The sequence below is a fragment of the Bacillus sp. m3-13 genome, from assembly GCF_000175075.1.
GTDB classification, from domain to species: domain Bacteria; phylum Bacillota; class Bacilli; order Bacillales; family Bacillaceae_I; genus Sutcliffiella_A; species Sutcliffiella_A horikoshii_C.
The window spans coordinates 19,897-37,599 of sequence record NZ_ACPC01000042.1 but is presented as its reverse complement, the minus strand read 5'-3'; the positions used below and the strand labels follow the sequence as shown (position 1 = coordinate 37,599).

The window sequence follows — 17,703 nt, the reverse complement described above, 5'->3', positions numbered from 1 at the left end:
CATCGATTCCATGTGAACAGGACCGACGCCCAAATTTGAAAAATATACGGCATCACTTTCTCCAGGTATTTAAGGTCCAGTTCAATTCCCTCATACCAATGTTTCAAGTATAGCTCGCCTGCTCTTAGATAGTCTCCATCATTTACCGTAATATATGGGAAACCACCGTTTACCCTCATATTCACCAGCTGATCGCGGACCCCTTCCCAGGCTTTATCGACTATCTTATAGTCTTTGCCTTGCTTCTGGAACAGATACATATCCTCCCGCATGACGAGGTCCTTATTCAAATAGTTGCGCAGGAAGGAAATATCAGATTCCACTTCCCTTACTTCGAACATTTTTTCCCTACCTGAGCCAGGCTTCACACCATCCCGTTTCATTGCCTCGGATGGATTGTCGTAGCGTTCCTCGATATCTTCAAAAATTTTGATACCCAAGTAATATGGATTGATGCTAGTCTTGGAAGGTTGCACAACTCCAGCGTTCAATTTTGCATACTCCAATGCCTCATCGCTTGTCAGATCCATCTCACGCAGGATACGTTGATGCCAGTAGGAAGCCCAGCCTTCGTTCATGATTTTTGTTTCCATTTGCGGCCAGAAGTAGAGCATTTCCTCGCGCATCATGGTCAGGATATCACGTTGCCAGTCTTCAAGCTCGCTGCTGTATTGTTCAATGAATAGCAGAATATCTTTTTCCGGCTGTGGAGGAAACTTCTTTTTCCTCTTTTTTGGGACTGCTCTAGGTTTATTTCTTACATCCAAGTTCCAAAGATCATCATATTGGCTCGCCCTTTTCGGTGCCTCTTCCTCTTCTTCCATATCCTCCATGCTCCAAGCAAGCTTCGAACGGACTAAGGAAGGATCGATATGCTCCTGTATCGCAAGTACGGCATTAAGGAAGTCCTCTACTTCCCCTTTCCCATAATCTTGTTCATATTGTTTAATTCTCTCCGCTGTAGCCGCCATACTTTCCACCATATCCCGGTTCGTGTTTTGGAACCGGCAGTTATTTTTAAAAAAGTCACAATGGGCAAGTACATGCGCCACAATCAGCTTATTCTGGATAAGTGAGTTAGTGTCTAACAGAAAGGCATAACATGGATTAGAGTTGATTACCAATTCATATATCTTACTGAGTCCCAGATCATAATGAAGTTTCATCTTGTGAAATTGCTTCCCGAAGCTCCAATGGGAAAAGCGTGTCGGCATTCCGTATGCTCCAAACGTATAGATGATATCAGCAGGACAAATTTCATAACGCATTGGATAAAAATCCAGTCCAAACCCTTTGGCAATCTCGGTAATTTCATCAATGGCATGGAATAAGGCCTTTTCATCATTTGCTCTCATCAAAACTACCTCCCTTTTCCTCTTATCACAATGTATGAACAAGGTGACAATAACATGAGAGGGGATTGTTCTATTGCGACTTTTTTCTATATACAAACCCCTGACTTTGGCACAATGTTATACTGTAGATAAGCGTTTTTGGAGGAGAATACATTTATGGAATTTTTATTATTTATACTATTAGGATTTTCAATCAGTATGCTTTCCGGTTTTTTTGGAATAGGAGGCGGCCTTGTACTTACTCCTGTATTGCTTCTTATTGGTTACACACCAATTGAGGCGATTTCCACTAGTCTTCTTTATACCATCGGAACATCCATGGCTGGTGTGTATGCACATTTTAAAATGAAAAATATCCAATGGAAAGCAGCTGTCATTATTGGAGCGAGTGGTGTTGTTGCCACACAAATTGCCTACCCCGTTGTAAGCTGGCTTGAGTCTAATGGATACGACACCACTGTTGTACCAATTCTATACCTTGCCTTACTCACTTATTTTGCCTATAAAATGTTGAAGAAAGATAAAGGGGATAATCGAGTTGATTATGATGCCACTTCCAACAAACAAAGCTTCTGGAAGTTCATTTTCATCGGTTTCATTGCAGGGTTCCTATCTACTACACTCGGTGTCGGTGGCGGATTTATCATTGTACCGTTATTGATTGCTTACTACGGCTTCTCATCTAAACAGGCAGTAGCAACAAGCCTTGCAGGAGTTATTTTGATTGTCAGTGCAGGATTCATTACTTATGCAGTCAATAATCCAATTAATTTCAAAGTAGGATTATTCTTAATTGCCGGAGCCATCTTTGGTTCTCAATTGGGTGCAAAAGCGACCTCTTTCTTTAAAAGCAGAAGTATTCAAAAGCTTTTGGGTTTCCTTTATATCGTTACCATGCTTAGCCTCATCTTAGAGATGATAGAACTTTCTACAGTTGGCTTGGTTGCTATAGGATGTTACACCATATTTATTAATATCTTCTTGCTGATGAGGCTTTTAAAGAAGAAAGCACAGCCGTCGCATTAGAAAAAAGTCCATCCTTTCTAACAGAAATCTGTTGGTAAGGATGGACTTTTTTTATATTTTTTTATGGTGCTAGATATGATAGAAATGCTGTCGCAATTCCAAAAATAAATTAATAATGAAAGGATATCATTTACTGTTGTAATAAGTGGACCCGATGCAATGGCCGGGTCAATGTTTAACTTATAAAGAATTAATGGGATGATGGTACCCGCCAGTGTACCGATGATCAGTGTGAAAAAATAAAGAAACTCCTACAACCATTCCTAAAAATCAAATCTCCTCGCCAAACAAATGCAATGATGGCAATTAAAAACAGCACATGTAATTCCAATGGTTATTCCCACTCCAAGTTCACGTAAAACAACTTTTGTAACCAGCTTTTTATCCAAATCCCGTGATATTAGTCCACGAACAATTACTGCAAGTGACTGTGTACCTGTATTACCTGTCATCCCTGCAATCATCGGCATAAAGAATGCAAGCGCTACAACTGTACCTAATGTATCTTCAAACCCGCTTATAATACTGCCTGAAATGAGTCCAATAAATAATAATAAGATCAACCACGGCAAAACGTCTTGCAGAAGCCACTAGAGCAGGTGTATCAAAGTCAATATCTTTACCAGATGCTGAAAGTTTTTCAATATCTTCATTTGCTTCTTGAATGACGACGTCGATGACATCATCGACTGTAATGATTCCAATCAGTGTTTTTTCATCGTCCACAACAGGGACCGCTAAGAAGTCATAACGCTCGATGATATTTGCCACTTCTTCTTGGTCTGTATCTACATGAACCGAAATGACCCTGGAAAACATTATTTCCTGAATTTTTTCGTGCGCATCCGCCAAAATAAGGTCACGATAAGAGACAACGCCTACAAGCCTTTTCTCTTCGTCAATCACATATAAGTAGTTGATGGTCTCAGCTAGTTCCGCGAATGATTTGAGTTTATCGACCACTTCTCGGACTGTGTATTCCTGAGGGATCCACACGTACCGGTTAGTCATCAATCGACCGGCAGTTTCCGCTTCATATTTCATTAAGTCCTGAACGGCGGTGGATTCTTCTTTGTTCATTTTTGCTAGGAATCGGCTTTTAACCTCTGGATCCATTTCGTCGAATAAAGATGCTAAATCGTCATTATCCATACGGTCCATAACTTTAGCTGATTTTTCTACGCCGATTTTTTGTAATACTTCTAATTGCAATTCTTGGTTCAGCTCTTGAATTAGTGCAGTTAATTGCTCAATTGTAAGGTAGGTAAGAAATCTTACTTTATGTTTTTCAGGAAGCTGTTGGTAGATGACTCCTGTATCATATGGTTGAAGCTCTTCTATAATATCTTGGAAAGCTTTTCGCTTCCCGTCTTTTAAAAAGGTAATGATGTTTAGAATGATTTGATCCTCTGTCATGTTGTTCACCATGAGCTTTGCCTCCTCTGCATGCTAAGGAGTACAAGGAATCACATCTTTATTTTACCGGTTGTGTGGTAACTAATAATGATATGTATGTTCCTGTACTTCTTATAAAATTCGTCCTCGGACTTGGACTACTATCCATTTTCGTTACCACCACCTTGAATGATCTTTAATTAAATTCTGTGTAACTTCACTCATTAAAAAAAGCACCTGTCATTGGGATGAATGAAGGCGCATGAAGGCATAGTTGATCCTTATGTATTCCCTCATTCGTAGAGCTTTAGCACTATGTGGCATAGGAATAATCCAGCTGCATTAAATACCACCTTATATCGATGGTCTCTGTTGACCCATTGGCGTCTTTGGACGTTTCTGGGCAGCAGCATATCTCCACATAGGAGCCTCACCTAACGAAGGTAAAATGAGTTTAATCGAGTTTTCACAATTACTACTCTACAAGGGGAAAACGAATGGTGTCAACCTTTTTTAGTTATCTGTTCATTTTCTTTTCTTCATGACAATATTACTGCTTGCCATACAATTAAAACCCTTAGCAGAGTGTATACCCGTTTCTTCGTGTTGAAAAACTTATACCGTTATTCTGCCTCATTCATTTTAGAATCATTACATTCAAGAAACAGGTTTTTCGCTTTATCAACAAGGTATACCCCCACCTTTTTATTTCGATCCCACTCTTCCTGAAAGACAGCTATCGGAGGATTTGTATCCCCAACAAAATAAGAAATCTCTGGGGTAAAAGAAGGCCTATTGAATTCAGAAACAAACCAATCCGAAAACCCTCCACCAACTGCATGCTCCTCTGGTTGGTCCAGTACATAACCTGTTAACTTTGATAGGTGATCTGCAATTTGTTTATCTCGTTTTACCACTGCTTGATGATTCTTGAAGTACCAATACAGTACTCTCCCCGAGGAGTGATAGGAGACCGCCATCAACGGGTCTAATTCTTTTGTAAAATGTACCACTGCCCGTACCTCTTTCGCCTGAAGTGGGTATTTCCCCTTATAATATTGATAGGTTGGAACTGCCGTTTTTTCTTTTATGCTTTCCCAGCCGGCTGGGTATTGGCGGTTCAAATCTATTCCCATCCCATTTGCTTTCCATCGATCAAAATCCATACTATTCTCATTCATGTGGATTAATCGACTTTGATGATGTTTAGGTAAAAAACTTATACCTTCTTGTTGAATCCGTATCCCATCTGGATTGACCATTGGAACAAACCATATTGAAACCTCATCCAACAGTTGAGAATTATATCCAAATATATCTTGACCGCTGTTATACGCTTTTAAGTAATATTCAAGCTTTGTCATGACAAGACTTGTCGTAAGCCATTCCCTTCCATGGTGACCCCCGAGTATAATGATGCTTTGTTTTCCTTCACCTATTTTCGCAGCCCAAATATTTTGACCAAACTCTGATTTTCCAATTAACTTAATTTGAATCTCTTCCTTATACTTTCTTTTCAAAAGCCTAAGATCTTCCCGCATCCTGTCATACGTATACCATTCTTGAGCATTCACTATTTGCTCTGCACTTGAAATATTTGGGTTAATTTGCACAAATATAAACAGTAAAACAATCGCTTTCCATCGTTTCATTTATACACCTCAAAATCGCATTTCAATTATTTTGTGTAAGTTTTCGAATGGAGATACGACCAACATTTTCAACGGAGGAAACATCGCTTTTTGACACAAAATAATAGCACTCCTTAACAAGAGGAGGCGAGGATTCCAGATGAACACAGTTGATTATGACCGCGCCTTATATTACACGCACCGATCTGAGTGGGATAACTTGCTTATCCTGATGGTGCGGACTAAGGATGATTTCCTCTCCAAAAATATCGAGCATTTCCTTCATTCCTACAACTTCTCTAAGGATTATAAGGAAATTGAGAAGAACCTGTATCAATTGCTCCGATATATTGATCACGCTGTAACAAGGAGCACAGAAGATCAATTGGATGAAATCAGTCACGGATATATGGTGTAAATCATTTCTTAAGCAAACAGTGATCCGGGGTGTTACGAGCCTTGGGTTGCTGTTTTTAGCATTCAATAGAAATTTTCATCGGACGGAATCACTTTGGGCCAAGGAGACTTTGCATGTACGGATTTCTGACAAAGTAACGAAAGAAAGTATCCCTAGAAGAAAACAGACGACCATGAAGACCTCTCTCGCCCGATTTTCTTGCCACTCAAGTCTTCATACCGACCATGAAGACTTCTCTCGCCCGATTTTCTTCCCACACAGGTCTTCATACTGACCCATACTGACCATGAAGACCTATTAACAAATGCTAGAACAATAAAAAAAGGCCCTCTATCAGGCCTCTTCACTTTGCATCACATATTCACGCATTTTCACATACATCACTAACTCTTTATAAAGTGCATCCACCAATTCAGCACTTTCATCATTCAACGAATCATTTTCATAATCAAAACAATGCGGATCTAACACCAATTGCCTTGGTATCACATTTGCGTAAACGCCACGGCCCACCACACGCATATTGTTCAATGCATTGATTCCGCCTTTACCACCACCTGCAACTGCTAGCAACCCAACAGGCTTGCTATGGAACTGCTCGCTGCCCAAGAAATCCAACGCATTTTTCAATGCACCACTCATGCCGCTATGGTATTCAGGAGACATAAGCAGAACCGCATCGGCACCTTTAACTTTTGCTCTCAAGGACTCCACGTTTTCAAGCTCCGCCTGATAAGCTTCTCCATTGTATAGCGGAATGTCGCCATCACTTAAATCAATAACCTCTACACCATATTTATTTTGAAAAAACCTTGCTGCAATTCCTGTGCGGCCATTTTTTCTCGGACTACCGCTTATCGCTAAAATATTCATCACTATTTACTCCCTTCAGTTGTCTTTATACTTTTAGTATATTCGACATTCTTCTTTGGCAAATCGGAAGAAATAGCTAACTTTCTCTACGAAAAATGATTCATTTTTTCTACAACTAAAGTCGTAGATCAAGCAATGCCATGTTTTACTGCATATAATGCTGCCTGAGTCCGATCTGCTACTTCAAGCTTCGCCAAAATATTCGAAACATGGGTTTTAACAGTCTTTTCGGTGATAAACAAAGAAGAGGCAATTTCTTTATTGCTCTTTCCTTTTGCTATCTCAGCTAAAACTTCAAGCTCGCGTTTAGTCAACTCTTCATGCAAGTTTGTGCTTCCGAATCCTTTCGTAAAATGGGACATCACATGTGACGTTACTTTAGGATGAAGTTGACTTTCTCCCCGGTGAACGGCACGTATTGATTCAATCAATTGGTCAGGTTCCACATCCTTCAGTTGATAGCCAGTTGCACCGGCACGTATGGCAGGGATGACATGATCCTGGTCAGCGAAACTGGTCAAAATCAATACCTTGGACGGGATATTCCTTTCCACGATCTGTTTCGTTGCTTCAATTCCATCCATCTCAGGCATAACCAAATCCATTAGAATAACATCTGGTTTCAATGCTTCGGCAAGCTCTACTGCTTCCTTCCCGTTTTTCGCTTCCCCTACAATTTCTATATCTTTCTGCGTTTTTAAGAAAAAAAGCAGGCCTCTTCTTACCACATGGTGGTCATCTGCAATTACAATTCTAATCATTTTTTCTCCCCCTTTGTCACTGGCATCTCCACACGCACAAGCGTACCTTTTCCAAGTTCACTTAACAACGTGAACGTACCACCCTGAGCTTCCGTTCTCTCCTTCATACTTCTTAAACCTAGTGAAGGAATCTCTTTACTTTGTGTAAAAGAAAACCCTAATCCTGTATCTTTGATCTCCATAGAGACTTTTTGATTTTTCACTTCTATTAGCAGACAAGCCTTTTTTTCACCTGCATGCTTTTTGCAATTATTCAATGCTTCCTGACCGATGCGCCATAAGCATTCTTCCATGTGGTTTGGGAGGTTAATCACGCCTTTCACTTCGGAATGGATGGTGAGTCCAAGAACTTTTCCGTAGTTTAACAACGCACTGACGACCCCATTTTCCAACCCTTCAGGTCTCAGTTGCCAGATAAGCGCTCTCATTTCACTTAATGCCTCTTGTGAAAGTTCCTGCATATAAGTCAGCATTTCGAGGATTTGCTGGTCTTTTGTAAGTTCTTTTGTTCCTCTTGCCGTAAGCATGAGTGAAAAAAGAAGTTGATTGACCGAATCATGCAAATCCCTTGCCAAGCGGTTTCTTTCCGCCAAAATGGAGAGATGTTGCTCATTTTCAGAAAGCCTGATACGCTTAATTGCAGTTCCAATTTGATAGGCAACAGACTCTAAAAGCGCCAGTTCCGTATCTGAAAAATGTGTTTTAGAAGGTGCCGCTACATTCAGAAGACCAAACTTTTCTTCTCCTGCACGTAATGGGACTGTTGCATGGTGGGTAATATTGTTTGTTTCGCCCCATTCAAATTTGACTGCATCCTCTAACCTTTTACAGGCTATGATGTTAGATGCACGCTTGAGCCTGCCGTCCTGATAGCGATCAAGGCACCAACACCCGCCTTCACACATCGGTTTTTTATTGTTGTTTTTGAGTGCACCCGGAAGCTCATGTTCCGCTGCCAATGTATAGTTTCCTTTTTCATCTATAAGGTAAATCCAGCCTGTTTGGAGGCTAGTCACTTGAAGTAGTTCTTTTAACACACTCTCAAGCATTGTCGGTAAGTCATTCGCTTGATTAAGCGATTCCGCAATAATTTTCAGCGCACGCAGTTCTTGAATTCTTTGATTTTCCTGGACCACTATGCATGTCCCCCTTGATTCATCTAGCTTACATGTCATCTATATCTTTCTATTGTAACAGCGGGAATCCCTTTTGGCCTTCGGAAAAAGTCCGGGTTTTTGTACGACTTTGGTCGTAGCAGAACAACAAAAAACCGCCTCAAGCACAAATACTCTGCTTGAAACGGCAATCTTGTTTGTCTAATTAAGCTTTTCCTACAGAATTCATGCTATTTAAAAACTGATCCACTTTCTCCATCAACGAAGTCGAGATGGTTTCCAATTTCTCTTTACTGTCTTCCATTGTCTCTGACTGCGTTCCGAAGTAGAACTTAATCTTCGGCTCTGTTCCAGAAGGTCTTACACATACCCATGTGCCGTCTTCAAGGAAATATTTCAGCACATTTGATTTTGGAAGTTCCATTTTTTCTACAGCCTTTGTTTCCACAACCAATCTTTCTTGCGTGGAGTAATCCTCGATTGCTGTAACCGCGTATCCTGCCACTTCCGCTGGTGGCGTGTTGCGGAATGCTGTCAGAAGGTTTGCAATTTGTTCTGCTCCTTCTTTTCCTTTTAACGTCAAAGACTTCATGCCTTCCAAGTAGTAGCCGTATTCCTCATACAACTCCATTAACCCTTCATACATCGTCTTGCCAAGTCTCTTGTAGAATGCGCAGATTTCCACTGCCATGATGCATGCTTGAACCGCATCTTTATCACGAGCAAAATCAGTAATCAAGGAACCATAACTCTCTTCGTAACCGAATAAGAAGGTGTATTCTCCACTCTCTTCATACTGCTTGATTTTCTCGCCGATAAATTTGAAACCAGTTAACGTATCTACTGTTGCAACACCGTAGCTGTCGGCAATCACACGGCCAAACTCTGATGTTACAATCGTTTTTAACATGACACCATTGGAAGGAAGTGTACCTGTTGCCTTCTTTTCAGACAATATATAGTGTAGGAAAAGAGCACCTGTCTGATTACCAGTCAATACGACATACTCCCCGTCAGCATTTTTCACTGCTACTCCAAGACGGTCTGCATCCGGATCTGTTGCGATTAAAATATCGGCATCGATTTGCTTGCCATCACGAATTGCCAATTCAAATGCTGCATGCTCCTCCGGGTTTGGAGAGGATACAGTAGAGAAGTTTGGATCTGGCTGTTCTTGCTCTGCCACCACTTTCACATTTTTATATCCAAGTGCAGCAAGCCCCTCACGTACTGGCAGATTCGCTGTTCCGTGTAATGGAGTGAAAACAACCTTCACAGCTTCACCCATTTCTTCCCCTAACTCAGGGTGTACACTAATAGTAGTTAGCTGCTTTAAGTACTCCTTGTCCAATTCTTCGCCGATAATTTTTATCAGGCCTCTATTTTTCAATTCCTCTTCAGAAGCAACCTGGATCTCAAGCTCATTTTCTATTTCATTCACTTTGGAGATGACCTGATCTGCTTCAAACAACGGCAATTGTCCTCCATCTGGACCATACACTTTATAGCCGTTATATTCCGGTGGGTTATGGCTTGCCGTTACAACGATACCGGAGAATGCTCCTAAGTAACGAACAGCAAAAGATAGTACCGGTGTCGGACGCAGGCTTTCAAATACATACGTCTGGATGCCATGGCTTGCCAACGTTTTTGCTGCTTCCATTGCGAACTCCGGAGATTTATGACGGCAATCATATGCGATGGCCACTCCTCCTTTTTTCGCTTCTTCACCAAAGGATTCTATGTATCGTGCCAATCCTTCAGACGCTTTTCGAACAGTATATATATTCATTCGGTTTGTACCTGCGCCGATTTCCCCGCGCATTCCACCTGTACCAAATTCCAATTCCTTATAGAAGCTTTCTTCTTTCACCTTGTCATCGTGCTTCATTTCTTGTATCAGCTTCACCATTTCTTCATCAAGTTTGGTGTGTGACTCCCAAAGATCAAATTTCTCCATCCATTTCATCTGTCTTTTCCTCCTTGCGTTTATCAGGATATAGTAAGACTTCTACTTCCATACTAATGCTTCCTGCAAAAATAATACGTCGAATTATGACAAATTACGCGTTCGTGAACGTTTTCACTCATTATTATACTAAAAAAGAAAAGGAATTGCCTTATGCAATTCCTTGTTTTAAAAAACTTAACTAATTTTATTGGAAACCTTTTGATCAAAACCCTGCTCTTCGTCCACCGCTCTTACTGCATCATGCAAATGACGCTCTAAAAAGATTCGATGTTGCTCTTTTTGCTCTCTGCTCCAAACTAATTCCTTGCCCATTAGTTCCAAAACTTTTGATTTCCAGTTCTCTACCCAGGCGATGTCGAAAAATAATGCTCCCGTTCTGCGGATGAAGAAATCTGAAGGAGTTGTCGTCATTTCTTCTCTAATTGCATACAACACCCTAACATACACATCTAATGGTAACCCAGCTTTTTTGGCTTGAGCTGCATCTGTTTTGGCAATGGCATAAAGTTTATCCACATTTGACCCGTACATTGCGGAAAGCTTAGTAGCTTCTTCTTCTGTAAACCCTAGTTTCATTCCTTCGTTTACTTTCTCTTTCATATAGGAAGGAAAGTTAGTAGAACCTCCAACATCTCCACCTGAAATCGGCATATGCTTTGTTTTGGATCTCCCATAATTTTTACCGGTTTCTTTTTCAAACTGCTTATTAATTAAATCAACAACCATTTCTGCCATTTTACGATAACCTGTCAGTTTTCCTCCTGCGATGGTAATCAACCCAGAGTCTGAGATCCACACCTCGTCTTTTCTGGAAATCTCAGAGGCTGATTTTCCTTCTTCATGGATTAACGGACGTAGCCCCGTCCAACTGGATTCAATATCAGACTCCTTCAACGTTAAGGAAGGAAACATGTAAGAAATCGCTTCAAGTACATAGGTCTTATCCTCTTTAGTCATACGTGGATGTACCATGTCTTCCTTATATACGGTATCCGTTGTCCCAACATATGTTTTGCCATCTCGCGGTATGGCAAAAATCATTCTTTTGTCTTGTGTATCAAAATAGATCGCCTGTTTCAACGGGAATTTCTTCTGATCGAAAACTAAGTGAATTCCTTTTGTAAGTTGCAAATGCTTTCCTTTTTTGGAGCCGTCCATTTCACGTAGAGTATCTACCCAAGGACCAGCAGCATTTACAATTTTTTTAGCACGGATCGTATATGTCTTTTTGGTTAATTGATCGACCACTTTTGCTCCTACTACTTTTCCATCTTCATACAAGAGTTCTTCTACTTTTGCATAGTTGACTGCTTCTGCCCCGCGCTTGACCGCTTCCTTCATGACTTCGATGGTAAGGCGCGCGTCATCTGTACGATATTCTACATAAACGCCTCCACCTTTTAACCCTTTGCTGTTTAATAGTGGCTCACGTGTTAGCGTTTCTTGTGCGTTCAACATTTTGCGGCGTTCCGATCTTTTTACATTTGCCAGGAAGTCATACACCCTTAAACCTAAGGACGTCGAGAATTTCCCAAATGTTCCTCCTTGTTGAATCGGCAACAACATCCATTCAGGTGTCGTAACATGTGGACCATTTTCATAAACGACCGCACGTTCCTTCCCTACTTCTGCCACCATCTTTACTTCTAATTGTTTTAAGTATCGTAGTCCTCCGTGTACAAGCTTAGTGGAGCGGCTGGATGTACCGGCAGCAAAGTCCTGCATTTCAACGACAGCCGTTTTTAATCCACGTGTTGCAGTATCCAAGGCTATACCACTACCTGTAATACCACCACCGATTACTAATAAGTCATAAGTCTCTTCTGTCATCTTTTCTAAAATAAGGCTTCTGTTAAAGCTCGCAAAGTTTAATTTATTCATTCTAATTGCCTCCATCCTCTTAGTAGGTATATATACAAAAAGAGACCACAGAAAACATAGACAAAGCATTTGCTCTGAACATGTTCTGTGGTCTCTCCTAATCTCCAACCGAAATATTAACTTGTTTTTAGTATATCATATGCAACGCTTACTTGAAAGCCATAGTTGCATTTACTGCTTTTTTCCAGCCACTATATAATTCTTCCTGCCTTTGATTGTCCATCTCCACTTCAAAGGTTGACTCAACCTGCCACTGTGAGGCGATCTCCTCTTTATTTTTCCAATAACCAACAGCCAGGCCAGCTAAATAGGCTGCGCCAAGTGCCGTCGTTTCATTGACAGATGGTCGCTCCACCCCGACCCGGAGCATATCACTTTGAAATTGCATTAAGAAATTATTCTTCACTGCTCCACCATCTACACGCAATGTTTTTAAAGAAATACCTGAATCATGCTCCATCGCCGTTAACACATCTTTCGTTTGATAGGCCAATGATTCTAACGTGGCACGAATGAAATGTTCTTTAGATGTGCCCCTGGTCAATCCAAAGGCTGCTCCTCGAACATCGCTGTCCCAATATGGAGTACCCAAACCAACGAATGCCGGCACGACATACACTCCGTCAGTAGAATCTACTTTTGTGGCATATTCTTCACTTTGACTAGCATCCTTGAACATACGGAGTCCATCTCGAAGCCACTGAATAGCAGATCCTGCTACAAAAATACTGCCTTCCAATGCGTAAGTTACCTTTCCATCAATTCCCCACGCTATGGTAGTGAGAAGTCCGCTCTCTGATTTGATCGGCTTTTCGCCTGTATTCATCAGCATAAAGCAACCTGTCCCGTACGTGTTCTTCGCCATCCCTTCTTCATAGCAAGCTTGTCCAAAAAGTGCTGCTTGCTGATCTCCTGCCGCACCTGCAATCGGAATTTCCTGTCCAAAGAAATGATAGTCCACTGTATGTGCGTAAACTTCTGATGATGGCTTCACTTCTGGAAGCATACTTGCCGGAACATCCAGTATATTAAGTAATTCTTGATCCCATTTCAATTCATGGATATTGTATAGAAGCGTTCTTGAGGCATTCGAATAGTCTGTCACATGTGCCTTCCCACCTGAAAGCTTCCAGATCAACCACGTATCAATGGTACCAAATAGCAACTCGCCACCTTCCGCACGCTCTCGGGCCCCATCAACATGATCTAGCAGCCACTTCACTTTTGTCCCAGAGAAATAAGCATCAATTAATAGCCCCGTTTTGTCCCGGAAGGTCTGTTCATGGCCATCTTCTTTAAGTTTGTCACAAATAGCGGAAGTCTGTCTTGACTGCCAGACAATAGCATTATGTATTGGTTGCCCCGTCTCTTTATCCCACACAACAGTCGTTTCACGTTGATTGGTGATACCAATACCAGCAATCTGGTTAGGTTTAACCCCTGACTCTGATAAGCAAGACGCAATAACTGACAGGATGGAGCTCCAAATTTCATTTGCATTATGTTCCACCCATCCTGATTTAGGAAAATATTGTTGAAATTCTTTTTGTGCGGTGTACACCGATTCTCCATTTTTATTAAATAAAATTGCTCGTGAACTTGTTGTTCCCTGATCTAATGATAAAATGTATTTCTCCAATTCTAGCACTCTCCTTATCACTTATTTCGAATAATGTTCCCAAAGATCCTGTTTAGATGTGGTAACCGCAGTTGCTCCTGCTTCAATCGCACGATCCACATCTTCTACTGAACGGATCAAGCCTCCTGCAAATACAGGAATGCCTGTTTTTTCTTTTACTTCCCTAATCATATGTGGGACAACCCCGGGTAATACTTCAATAAAGTCGGGCTGAACCTTTTCAATTACCTGATAACTTTTCTCCACTGCATTGGAATCAAGTAAAAAGAGGCGCTGTATAGCGTAAATACCTCTTTGTTTGGCTTTTGCGATCACTGCAGCCCTCGTAGAGACGAGCCCAGCCGGCTTTATGGTTTGACATAAGAATTCTGCTGCGTGCTCGTCATTTTTTATACCTTGAATAAGGTCCACGTGGACGAACAGTTTTTTCTTCTCTCTATTTGCTGCTTTTATATAATTCGGTATTTGTGAAAGTTGACTGTCTAATATCACACCATATTCGTAGTTGCTTTGTAAAAACCTTTCGAGTGTTTTTCCGTTTTTCACTGCTGGTAGTATGGTTTGGTTTTGGAATGTCATATAGTTTACCTCAATTCATCTGGTAATCGAGTTTAGTTGTAACGCTTACATTTTTCTTACCTACATTTTAATACGTTTTGTATTAAGGTTACAACCTTTTTGTATGAAAATAATAAGGGAGCTTGTAGGAATACCGCTGTTACTTTCCGCAATTGGCTTCGCTTTCCACGGGGCGACCTTGAGCCTCCTCGCAACGCTTGGGGTCTCAACATTGCCGCTACTCCCCCGTAGGAGTCTTCGCCATTTGCTCCAATCCACAGCTAGAATTATGTTTTACAGTTGACTCCATGCAAGCGTTTTTTATAAATCTTTGATTGAATGGGATTTCTTGTTGATTGGAGTGGAAGGCGCTCAGACGCCCGCGGGAGGAAGGGACAGGGAAGACCCCACAGGGCGAATGCCCGAGGAGGCTTCCGGACCGCCCGCAGGCAAGCGAAGCGCCTGGAACGGAAATCAACTGTCCTTCTTATACACTTTACATATTAAAAAACTGCCACAGGCTAGGTTTGGGCGCTGTGGCAGTTTTTTGGTTTATCTTGTTAGTTCTACTTGGTATTGATATTGGTCGGAGCGGTATTTCGTTTTTGGCATATTCGATTGGCTTGTCGTTTATGCCATAGCTCAAACGAGTCATTTCCAGTAAAGCTTGGCCACCGCTTATACCGAGAAGATCCGCGTCATGAAGCGTTGCATTGACTGCTGATTATTTTTTCGTTTGCTTTTTTCAACATAACGCCGTTTTCTTCTAGGATCTGATAAAACTTAGCGTTATTGAGATCATGTTTTAATAAAATTTCACCGATTTCCTCCGGCCAACACGTACGTTCAAGCGCAATCGGTAAATCGTTCACAAAGCGAATTCGGTCAATTACCAATATTTTATCCTCATCATTTAAGTTGAGTTTAGCTTTTTCAATAAAAAGGTCATCCCTGAATTCGGTTCTTAATAACTTGGAATGAGGCATCAAGCCTTTTTCCATCACTTCTTCAGCAAAGCCTGTGAGACGGCCAAGGGATCCAACTAACTTCTGATACTTGACTGTCGTTCCTTTTCCTTGCTTTTTCTCCAAAAGTCCATCATGGACCATCGATGTAATCGCCTGTCTAATAGTTGTTCTACTCACATCGAATTCTTTCATCAGTTCCTGTTCTGTGGGAATCAAGTCTCCAGGTCCCCACACTTTATCCACAATCCTTTTTACCAATATATCTTTGATTTGGTGATATAGTGGCACAGGACTGCTATGATTTATTTTCACTGTTGCCGACACTCCTTTTACCTATCTACCTCTATTCTAATATGTTTCACCTGTAAAAGATAGTATCATCACTACCATTTATTGCAAAACATCTTATCCCTTAACCGAACCCGCAGTCATTCCGGCAACAAAGTAACGTTGAAGGAAAAGATACGCGAGAATCATTGGAGCAGAAGCGATAATAACTCCTGTAAATAACATCGGATAGTTCGTCATATATTCACCCTGGAATTCTAATAGTGCTAGAGGAAGGGTTTTGTATTCCGCTTTTGTGATAAATAAAAGTGGATAGAGAAGGTCGTTCCAATGCATCACAAATAGAAAAATAGCGGTAGCCGACAAGGATGGCAGGGATAGCGGCAATGCAATTCGATAGTACATCTGCCAGTTGTTCCCTCCGTCAATTGTACATGCTTCAAACAAGGATTTAGGCAGGGACCTCATGAATCCGGAAAGAATGAAAACTGCTACAGGCAGGGTAACGGAAAGATTGACTATCATTAAACCTACTAATGAATTGGTCAAACCTAAACTGTAGACTAATTGATACAAAGGTATCATGTTAACTTGAGCCGGCACCATCATTCCAATGGTAAAGAACACGAATATACCGCCACCGATCCAGCCTCCGAGCCTTGTAATGCCAAAAGCCACAAGACTTGCAAAAAACAAAGTAAAAACTACCGATACCAATGTCACCAGTACACTGTTTAAAAAATAGGTGCCCATCGCCTGCTCTTGGAAGATTCCAAAGTAGTTACTAAAGTTGAAGCTAGATGGCAGACTTAATATATTTTCATAAATTTCAGATGTTGTTTTAAAAGTTGCTAGTATGATAGATATCACTGGCACTAGAATAAGAGTTGCATAGATGAACAGTAGTAGTTTTTTTGTCCATTTCATCGTCTTTCCCCCCTTCTAATTTTCTACTCTGTTTGCCCGTAGTACACGGAATTGAAGGAATGTAATAAGGGCTATGACCAGCATAAAGATAACGGACTCCGCTGATGCATATCCAAATTTAAAGCTTCTGAATGCTGTTGTGTATATATGGGTTGCGAGAATCTCCGTGGCATAGTTCGGACCACCCCTTGTCATGGCATATATCAGATCAAATGCTTTAAAAGACTGGATGGTTGTATAAGCAACCACAATAGTCGCAGCCGGAGCAATCAGCGGCCATGTTACCTTGCTGAAAGTTTGCCAGCGGCTGGCTCCTTCAATTTTGGCCACTTCGTATAGATCCTCAGGTATTGCTTGCAAACCAGCAACAAAAATAATTAACATCTGCCCTGTATGGAACCACACTTGTACAAAAGCGATGGAGTATATGGCAATGTTTTGATCACCGAGCCAATTGTTCGCAAGCATTTCAAGTCCTACACTAGTAAAGAGGTTATTGATGATTCCTAAGTTAGGATCATACATATAGGACCAGATAAAAGCTACTGAAACAGAGGAAAGAATGGTCGGAAAGAAATACAAAGCTCTAAGGAAAATATTTGTTTTAGTATTTTTAACAAGTAAAACCGCAAACACCAATGAAAACAAAGTTTGAAAAACGACTACAAACAACATGAATTTCAAGTTGTTTGTCATTGATTTAATAAAAATAGAATCATTGGTAACTAAATTGGTATAATTCTCGAATCCTACAAAATTAAAATTAGTAGTAAGTCCATCCCAATCTGTGAACGAGTAAAATACGGCACTAATCGTTGGGAGGATAAAGAAAATACTATAGAAGATAAGACCGGGTACAATAAATAAATAAAGCCACTTACTCTGTTTCATCGTAT

General features: G+C 40.9%; 15 protein-coding genes, 2 pseudogenes and 1 riboswitch. Of the genes and pseudogenes, 2 read left to right on the top strand and 15 right to left on the bottom strand.

Going from position 1 to position 17,703, the window contains the following annotated elements; genetic code table 11:
- A pseudogene (locus tag M313_RS23980) lies at positions 1 to 1,355 on the bottom strand (SpoVR family protein); the annotation flags it as partial.
- Positions 1,356 to 1,511: 156 nt separating this feature from the next.
- Here M313_RS23980 and M313_RS0117500 point away from each other — a divergent pair.
- Positions 1,512 to 2,381: a sulfite exporter TauE/SafE family protein gene (locus M313_RS0117500; protein ID WP_010198279.1), complete on the top strand. Its 870-nt coding sequence runs from the start codon at positions 1,512 to 1,514 to the stop codon at positions 2,379 to 2,381.
- A 17-nt stretch (positions 2,382 to 2,398) separates the two neighbouring features.
- Here M313_RS0117500 and M313_RS26475 read toward each other — a convergent pair.
- The 3 genes and pseudogenes from M313_RS26475 to M313_RS0117490 all read right to left on the bottom strand — a co-directional run bounded on the left by M313_RS26475 (position 2,399) and on the right by M313_RS0117490 (position 5,428).
- A pseudogene (locus M313_RS26475) lies at positions 2,399 to 2,833 on the bottom strand (magnesium transporter).
- A gap of 55 nt (positions 2,834 to 2,888) precedes the next feature.
- Positions 2,889 to 3,809 carry a magnesium transporter gene (gene mgtE, locus M313_RS23975; protein ID WP_234946582.1) on the bottom strand — a complete coding sequence of 307 codons (921 nt, stop codon included), beginning with the start codon at positions 3,807 to 3,809 and terminating at the stop codon, positions 2,889 to 2,891.
- Between the two features lie 252 nt (positions 3,810 to 4,061).
- Positions 4,062 to 4,225: riboswitch (M-box (ykoK) riboswitch) on the bottom strand.
- 174 nt (positions 4,226 to 4,399) lie between these two features.
- Positions 4,400 to 5,428, bottom strand: a complete 1,029-nt coding sequence (locus M313_RS0117490; RefSeq protein ID WP_010198278.1) for a M14 family zinc carboxypeptidase — start codon at positions 5,426 to 5,428, stop codon at positions 4,400 to 4,402.
- 139 nt (positions 5,429 to 5,567) lie between these two features.
- Here M313_RS0117490 and M313_RS0117485 point away from each other — a divergent pair, with 139 nt between their 5' ends.
- On the top strand, positions 5,568 to 5,825 hold the full coding sequence (locus M313_RS0117485; RefSeq protein WP_029326573.1) for a YhdB family protein: 258 nt from the start codon (positions 5,568 to 5,570) through the stop codon (positions 5,823 to 5,825).
- A 333-nt stretch (positions 5,826 to 6,158) separates the two neighbouring features.
- Here M313_RS0117485 and M313_RS23970 read toward each other — a convergent pair whose 3' ends face one another.
- The 11 genes from M313_RS23970 to M313_RS0117435 form a co-directional block, all read right to left on the bottom strand.
- Positions 6,159 to 6,698, bottom strand: coding sequence for an NADPH-dependent FMN reductase (locus M313_RS23970; RefSeq protein ID WP_010198273.1), 540 nt, complete (start codon positions 6,696 to 6,698; stop codon positions 6,159 to 6,161).
- Positions 6,699 to 6,826: 128 nt separating this feature from the next.
- Positions 6,827 to 7,459 carry a response regulator gene (locus M313_RS0117475; protein ID WP_010198270.1) on the bottom strand — a complete coding sequence of 211 codons (633 nt, stop codon included), beginning with the start codon at positions 7,457 to 7,459 and terminating at the stop codon, positions 6,827 to 6,829.
- Positions 7,456 to 8,634 (bottom strand): GAF domain-containing sensor histidine kinase, encoded by a 1,179-nt coding sequence (locus tag M313_RS0117470; RefSeq protein ID WP_050780693.1) that lies wholly within the window; start codon positions 8,632 to 8,634, stop codon positions 7,456 to 7,458. The genes M313_RS0117475 and M313_RS0117470 overlap by 4 nt, the downstream gene beginning before the upstream one ends.
- Positions 8,635 to 8,779: 145 nt before the next feature.
- Complete coding sequence (locus M313_RS0117465; RefSeq protein WP_010198267.1) at positions 8,780 to 10,543, bottom strand: phospho-sugar mutase; 1,764 nt, start codon at positions 10,541 to 10,543, stop codon at positions 8,780 to 8,782.
- A gap of 177 nt (positions 10,544 to 10,720) precedes the next feature.
- Entirely contained in the window at positions 10,721 to 12,427 is a 1,707-nt protein-coding gene (locus M313_RS23965; protein ID WP_010198266.1) for a glycerol-3-phosphate dehydrogenase/oxidase, read from the bottom strand.
- Between the two features lie 148 nt (positions 12,428 to 12,575).
- Positions 12,576 to 14,066 carry a glycerol kinase GlpK gene (gene glpK, locus M313_RS0117455; RefSeq protein WP_010198265.1) on the bottom strand — a complete coding sequence of 497 codons (1,491 nt, stop codon included), beginning with the start codon at positions 14,064 to 14,066 and terminating at the stop codon, positions 12,576 to 12,578.
- Positions 14,067 to 14,087: 21 nt separating this feature from the next.
- Positions 14,088 to 14,645: a glycerol-3-phosphate responsive antiterminator gene (locus tag M313_RS0117450; RefSeq protein WP_010198264.1), complete on the bottom strand. Its 558-nt coding sequence runs from the start codon at positions 14,643 to 14,645 to the stop codon at positions 14,088 to 14,090.
- Positions 14,646 to 15,120: 475 nt separating this feature from the next.
- Positions 15,121 to 15,306 (bottom strand): hypothetical protein, encoded by a 186-nt coding sequence (locus tag M313_RS26680; protein ID WP_268741884.1) that lies wholly within the window; start codon positions 15,304 to 15,306, stop codon positions 15,121 to 15,123.
- A gap of 16 nt (positions 15,307 to 15,322) precedes the next feature.
- Complete coding sequence (locus M313_RS23960) at positions 15,323 to 15,904, bottom strand: GntR family transcriptional regulator (protein WP_010198262.1); 582 nt, start codon at positions 15,902 to 15,904, stop codon at positions 15,323 to 15,325.
- Between the two features lie 93 nt (positions 15,905 to 15,997).
- Positions 15,998 to 16,807: a carbohydrate ABC transporter permease gene (locus tag M313_RS0117440; RefSeq protein ID WP_010198261.1), complete on the bottom strand. Its 810-nt coding sequence runs from the start codon at positions 16,805 to 16,807 to the stop codon at positions 15,998 to 16,000.
- 15 nt (positions 16,808 to 16,822) lie between these two features.
- Positions 16,823 to 17,698, bottom strand: coding sequence for a carbohydrate ABC transporter permease (locus tag M313_RS0117435; protein WP_010198259.1), 876 nt, complete (start codon positions 17,696 to 17,698; stop codon positions 16,823 to 16,825).
- Between the last annotated feature and the right edge of the window lie 5 nt (positions 17,699 to 17,703).

Bases quoted from the DNA above. Each gene is read 5' to 3' on its own strand.
- M313_RS0117450 (WP_010198264.1), bottom strand. From the start codon at position 14,645: ATGACATTCCAAAACCAAACCATACTACCAGCAGTGAAAAACGGAAAA.
- M313_RS0117440 (WP_010198261.1), bottom strand. From the start codon at position 16,807: ATGAAATGGACAAAAAAACTACTACTGTTCATCTATGCAACTCTTATT.
- mgtE (WP_234946582.1), bottom strand. From the start codon at position 3,809: ATGGTGAACAACATGACAGAGGATCAAATCATTCTAAACATCATTACC.
- M313_RS0117470 (WP_050780693.1), bottom strand. From the start codon at position 8,634: ATGACATGTAAGCTAGATGAATCAAGGGGGACATGCATAGTGGTCCAG.
- M313_RS0117500 (WP_010198279.1), top strand. From the start codon at position 1,512: ATGGAATTTTTATTATTTATACTATTAGGATTTTCAATCAGTATGCTT.
- M313_RS0117475 (WP_010198270.1), bottom strand. From the start codon at position 7,459: ATGATTAGAATTGTAATTGCAGATGACCACCATGTGGTAAGAAGAGGC.
- M313_RS0117485 (WP_029326573.1), top strand. From the start codon at position 5,568: ATGAACACAGTTGATTATGACCGCGCCTTATATTACACGCACCGATCT.
- M313_RS0117435 (WP_010198259.1), bottom strand. From the start codon at position 17,698: ATGAAACAGAGTAAGTGGCTTTATTTATTTATTGTACCCGGTCTTATC.
- M313_RS23970 (WP_010198273.1), bottom strand. From the start codon at position 6,698: ATGAATATTTTAGCGATAAGCGGTAGTCCGAGAAAAAATGGCCGCACA.
- M313_RS0117465 (WP_010198267.1), bottom strand. From the start codon at position 10,543: ATGAAATGGATGGAGAAATTTGATCTTTGGGAGTCACACACCAAACTT.
- M313_RS23965 (WP_010198266.1), bottom strand. From the start codon at position 12,427: ATGAATAAATTAAACTTTGCGAGCTTTAACAGAAGCCTTATTTTAGAA.
- M313_RS0117490 (WP_010198278.1), bottom strand. From the start codon at position 5,428: ATGAAACGATGGAAAGCGATTGTTTTACTGTTTATATTTGTGCAAATT.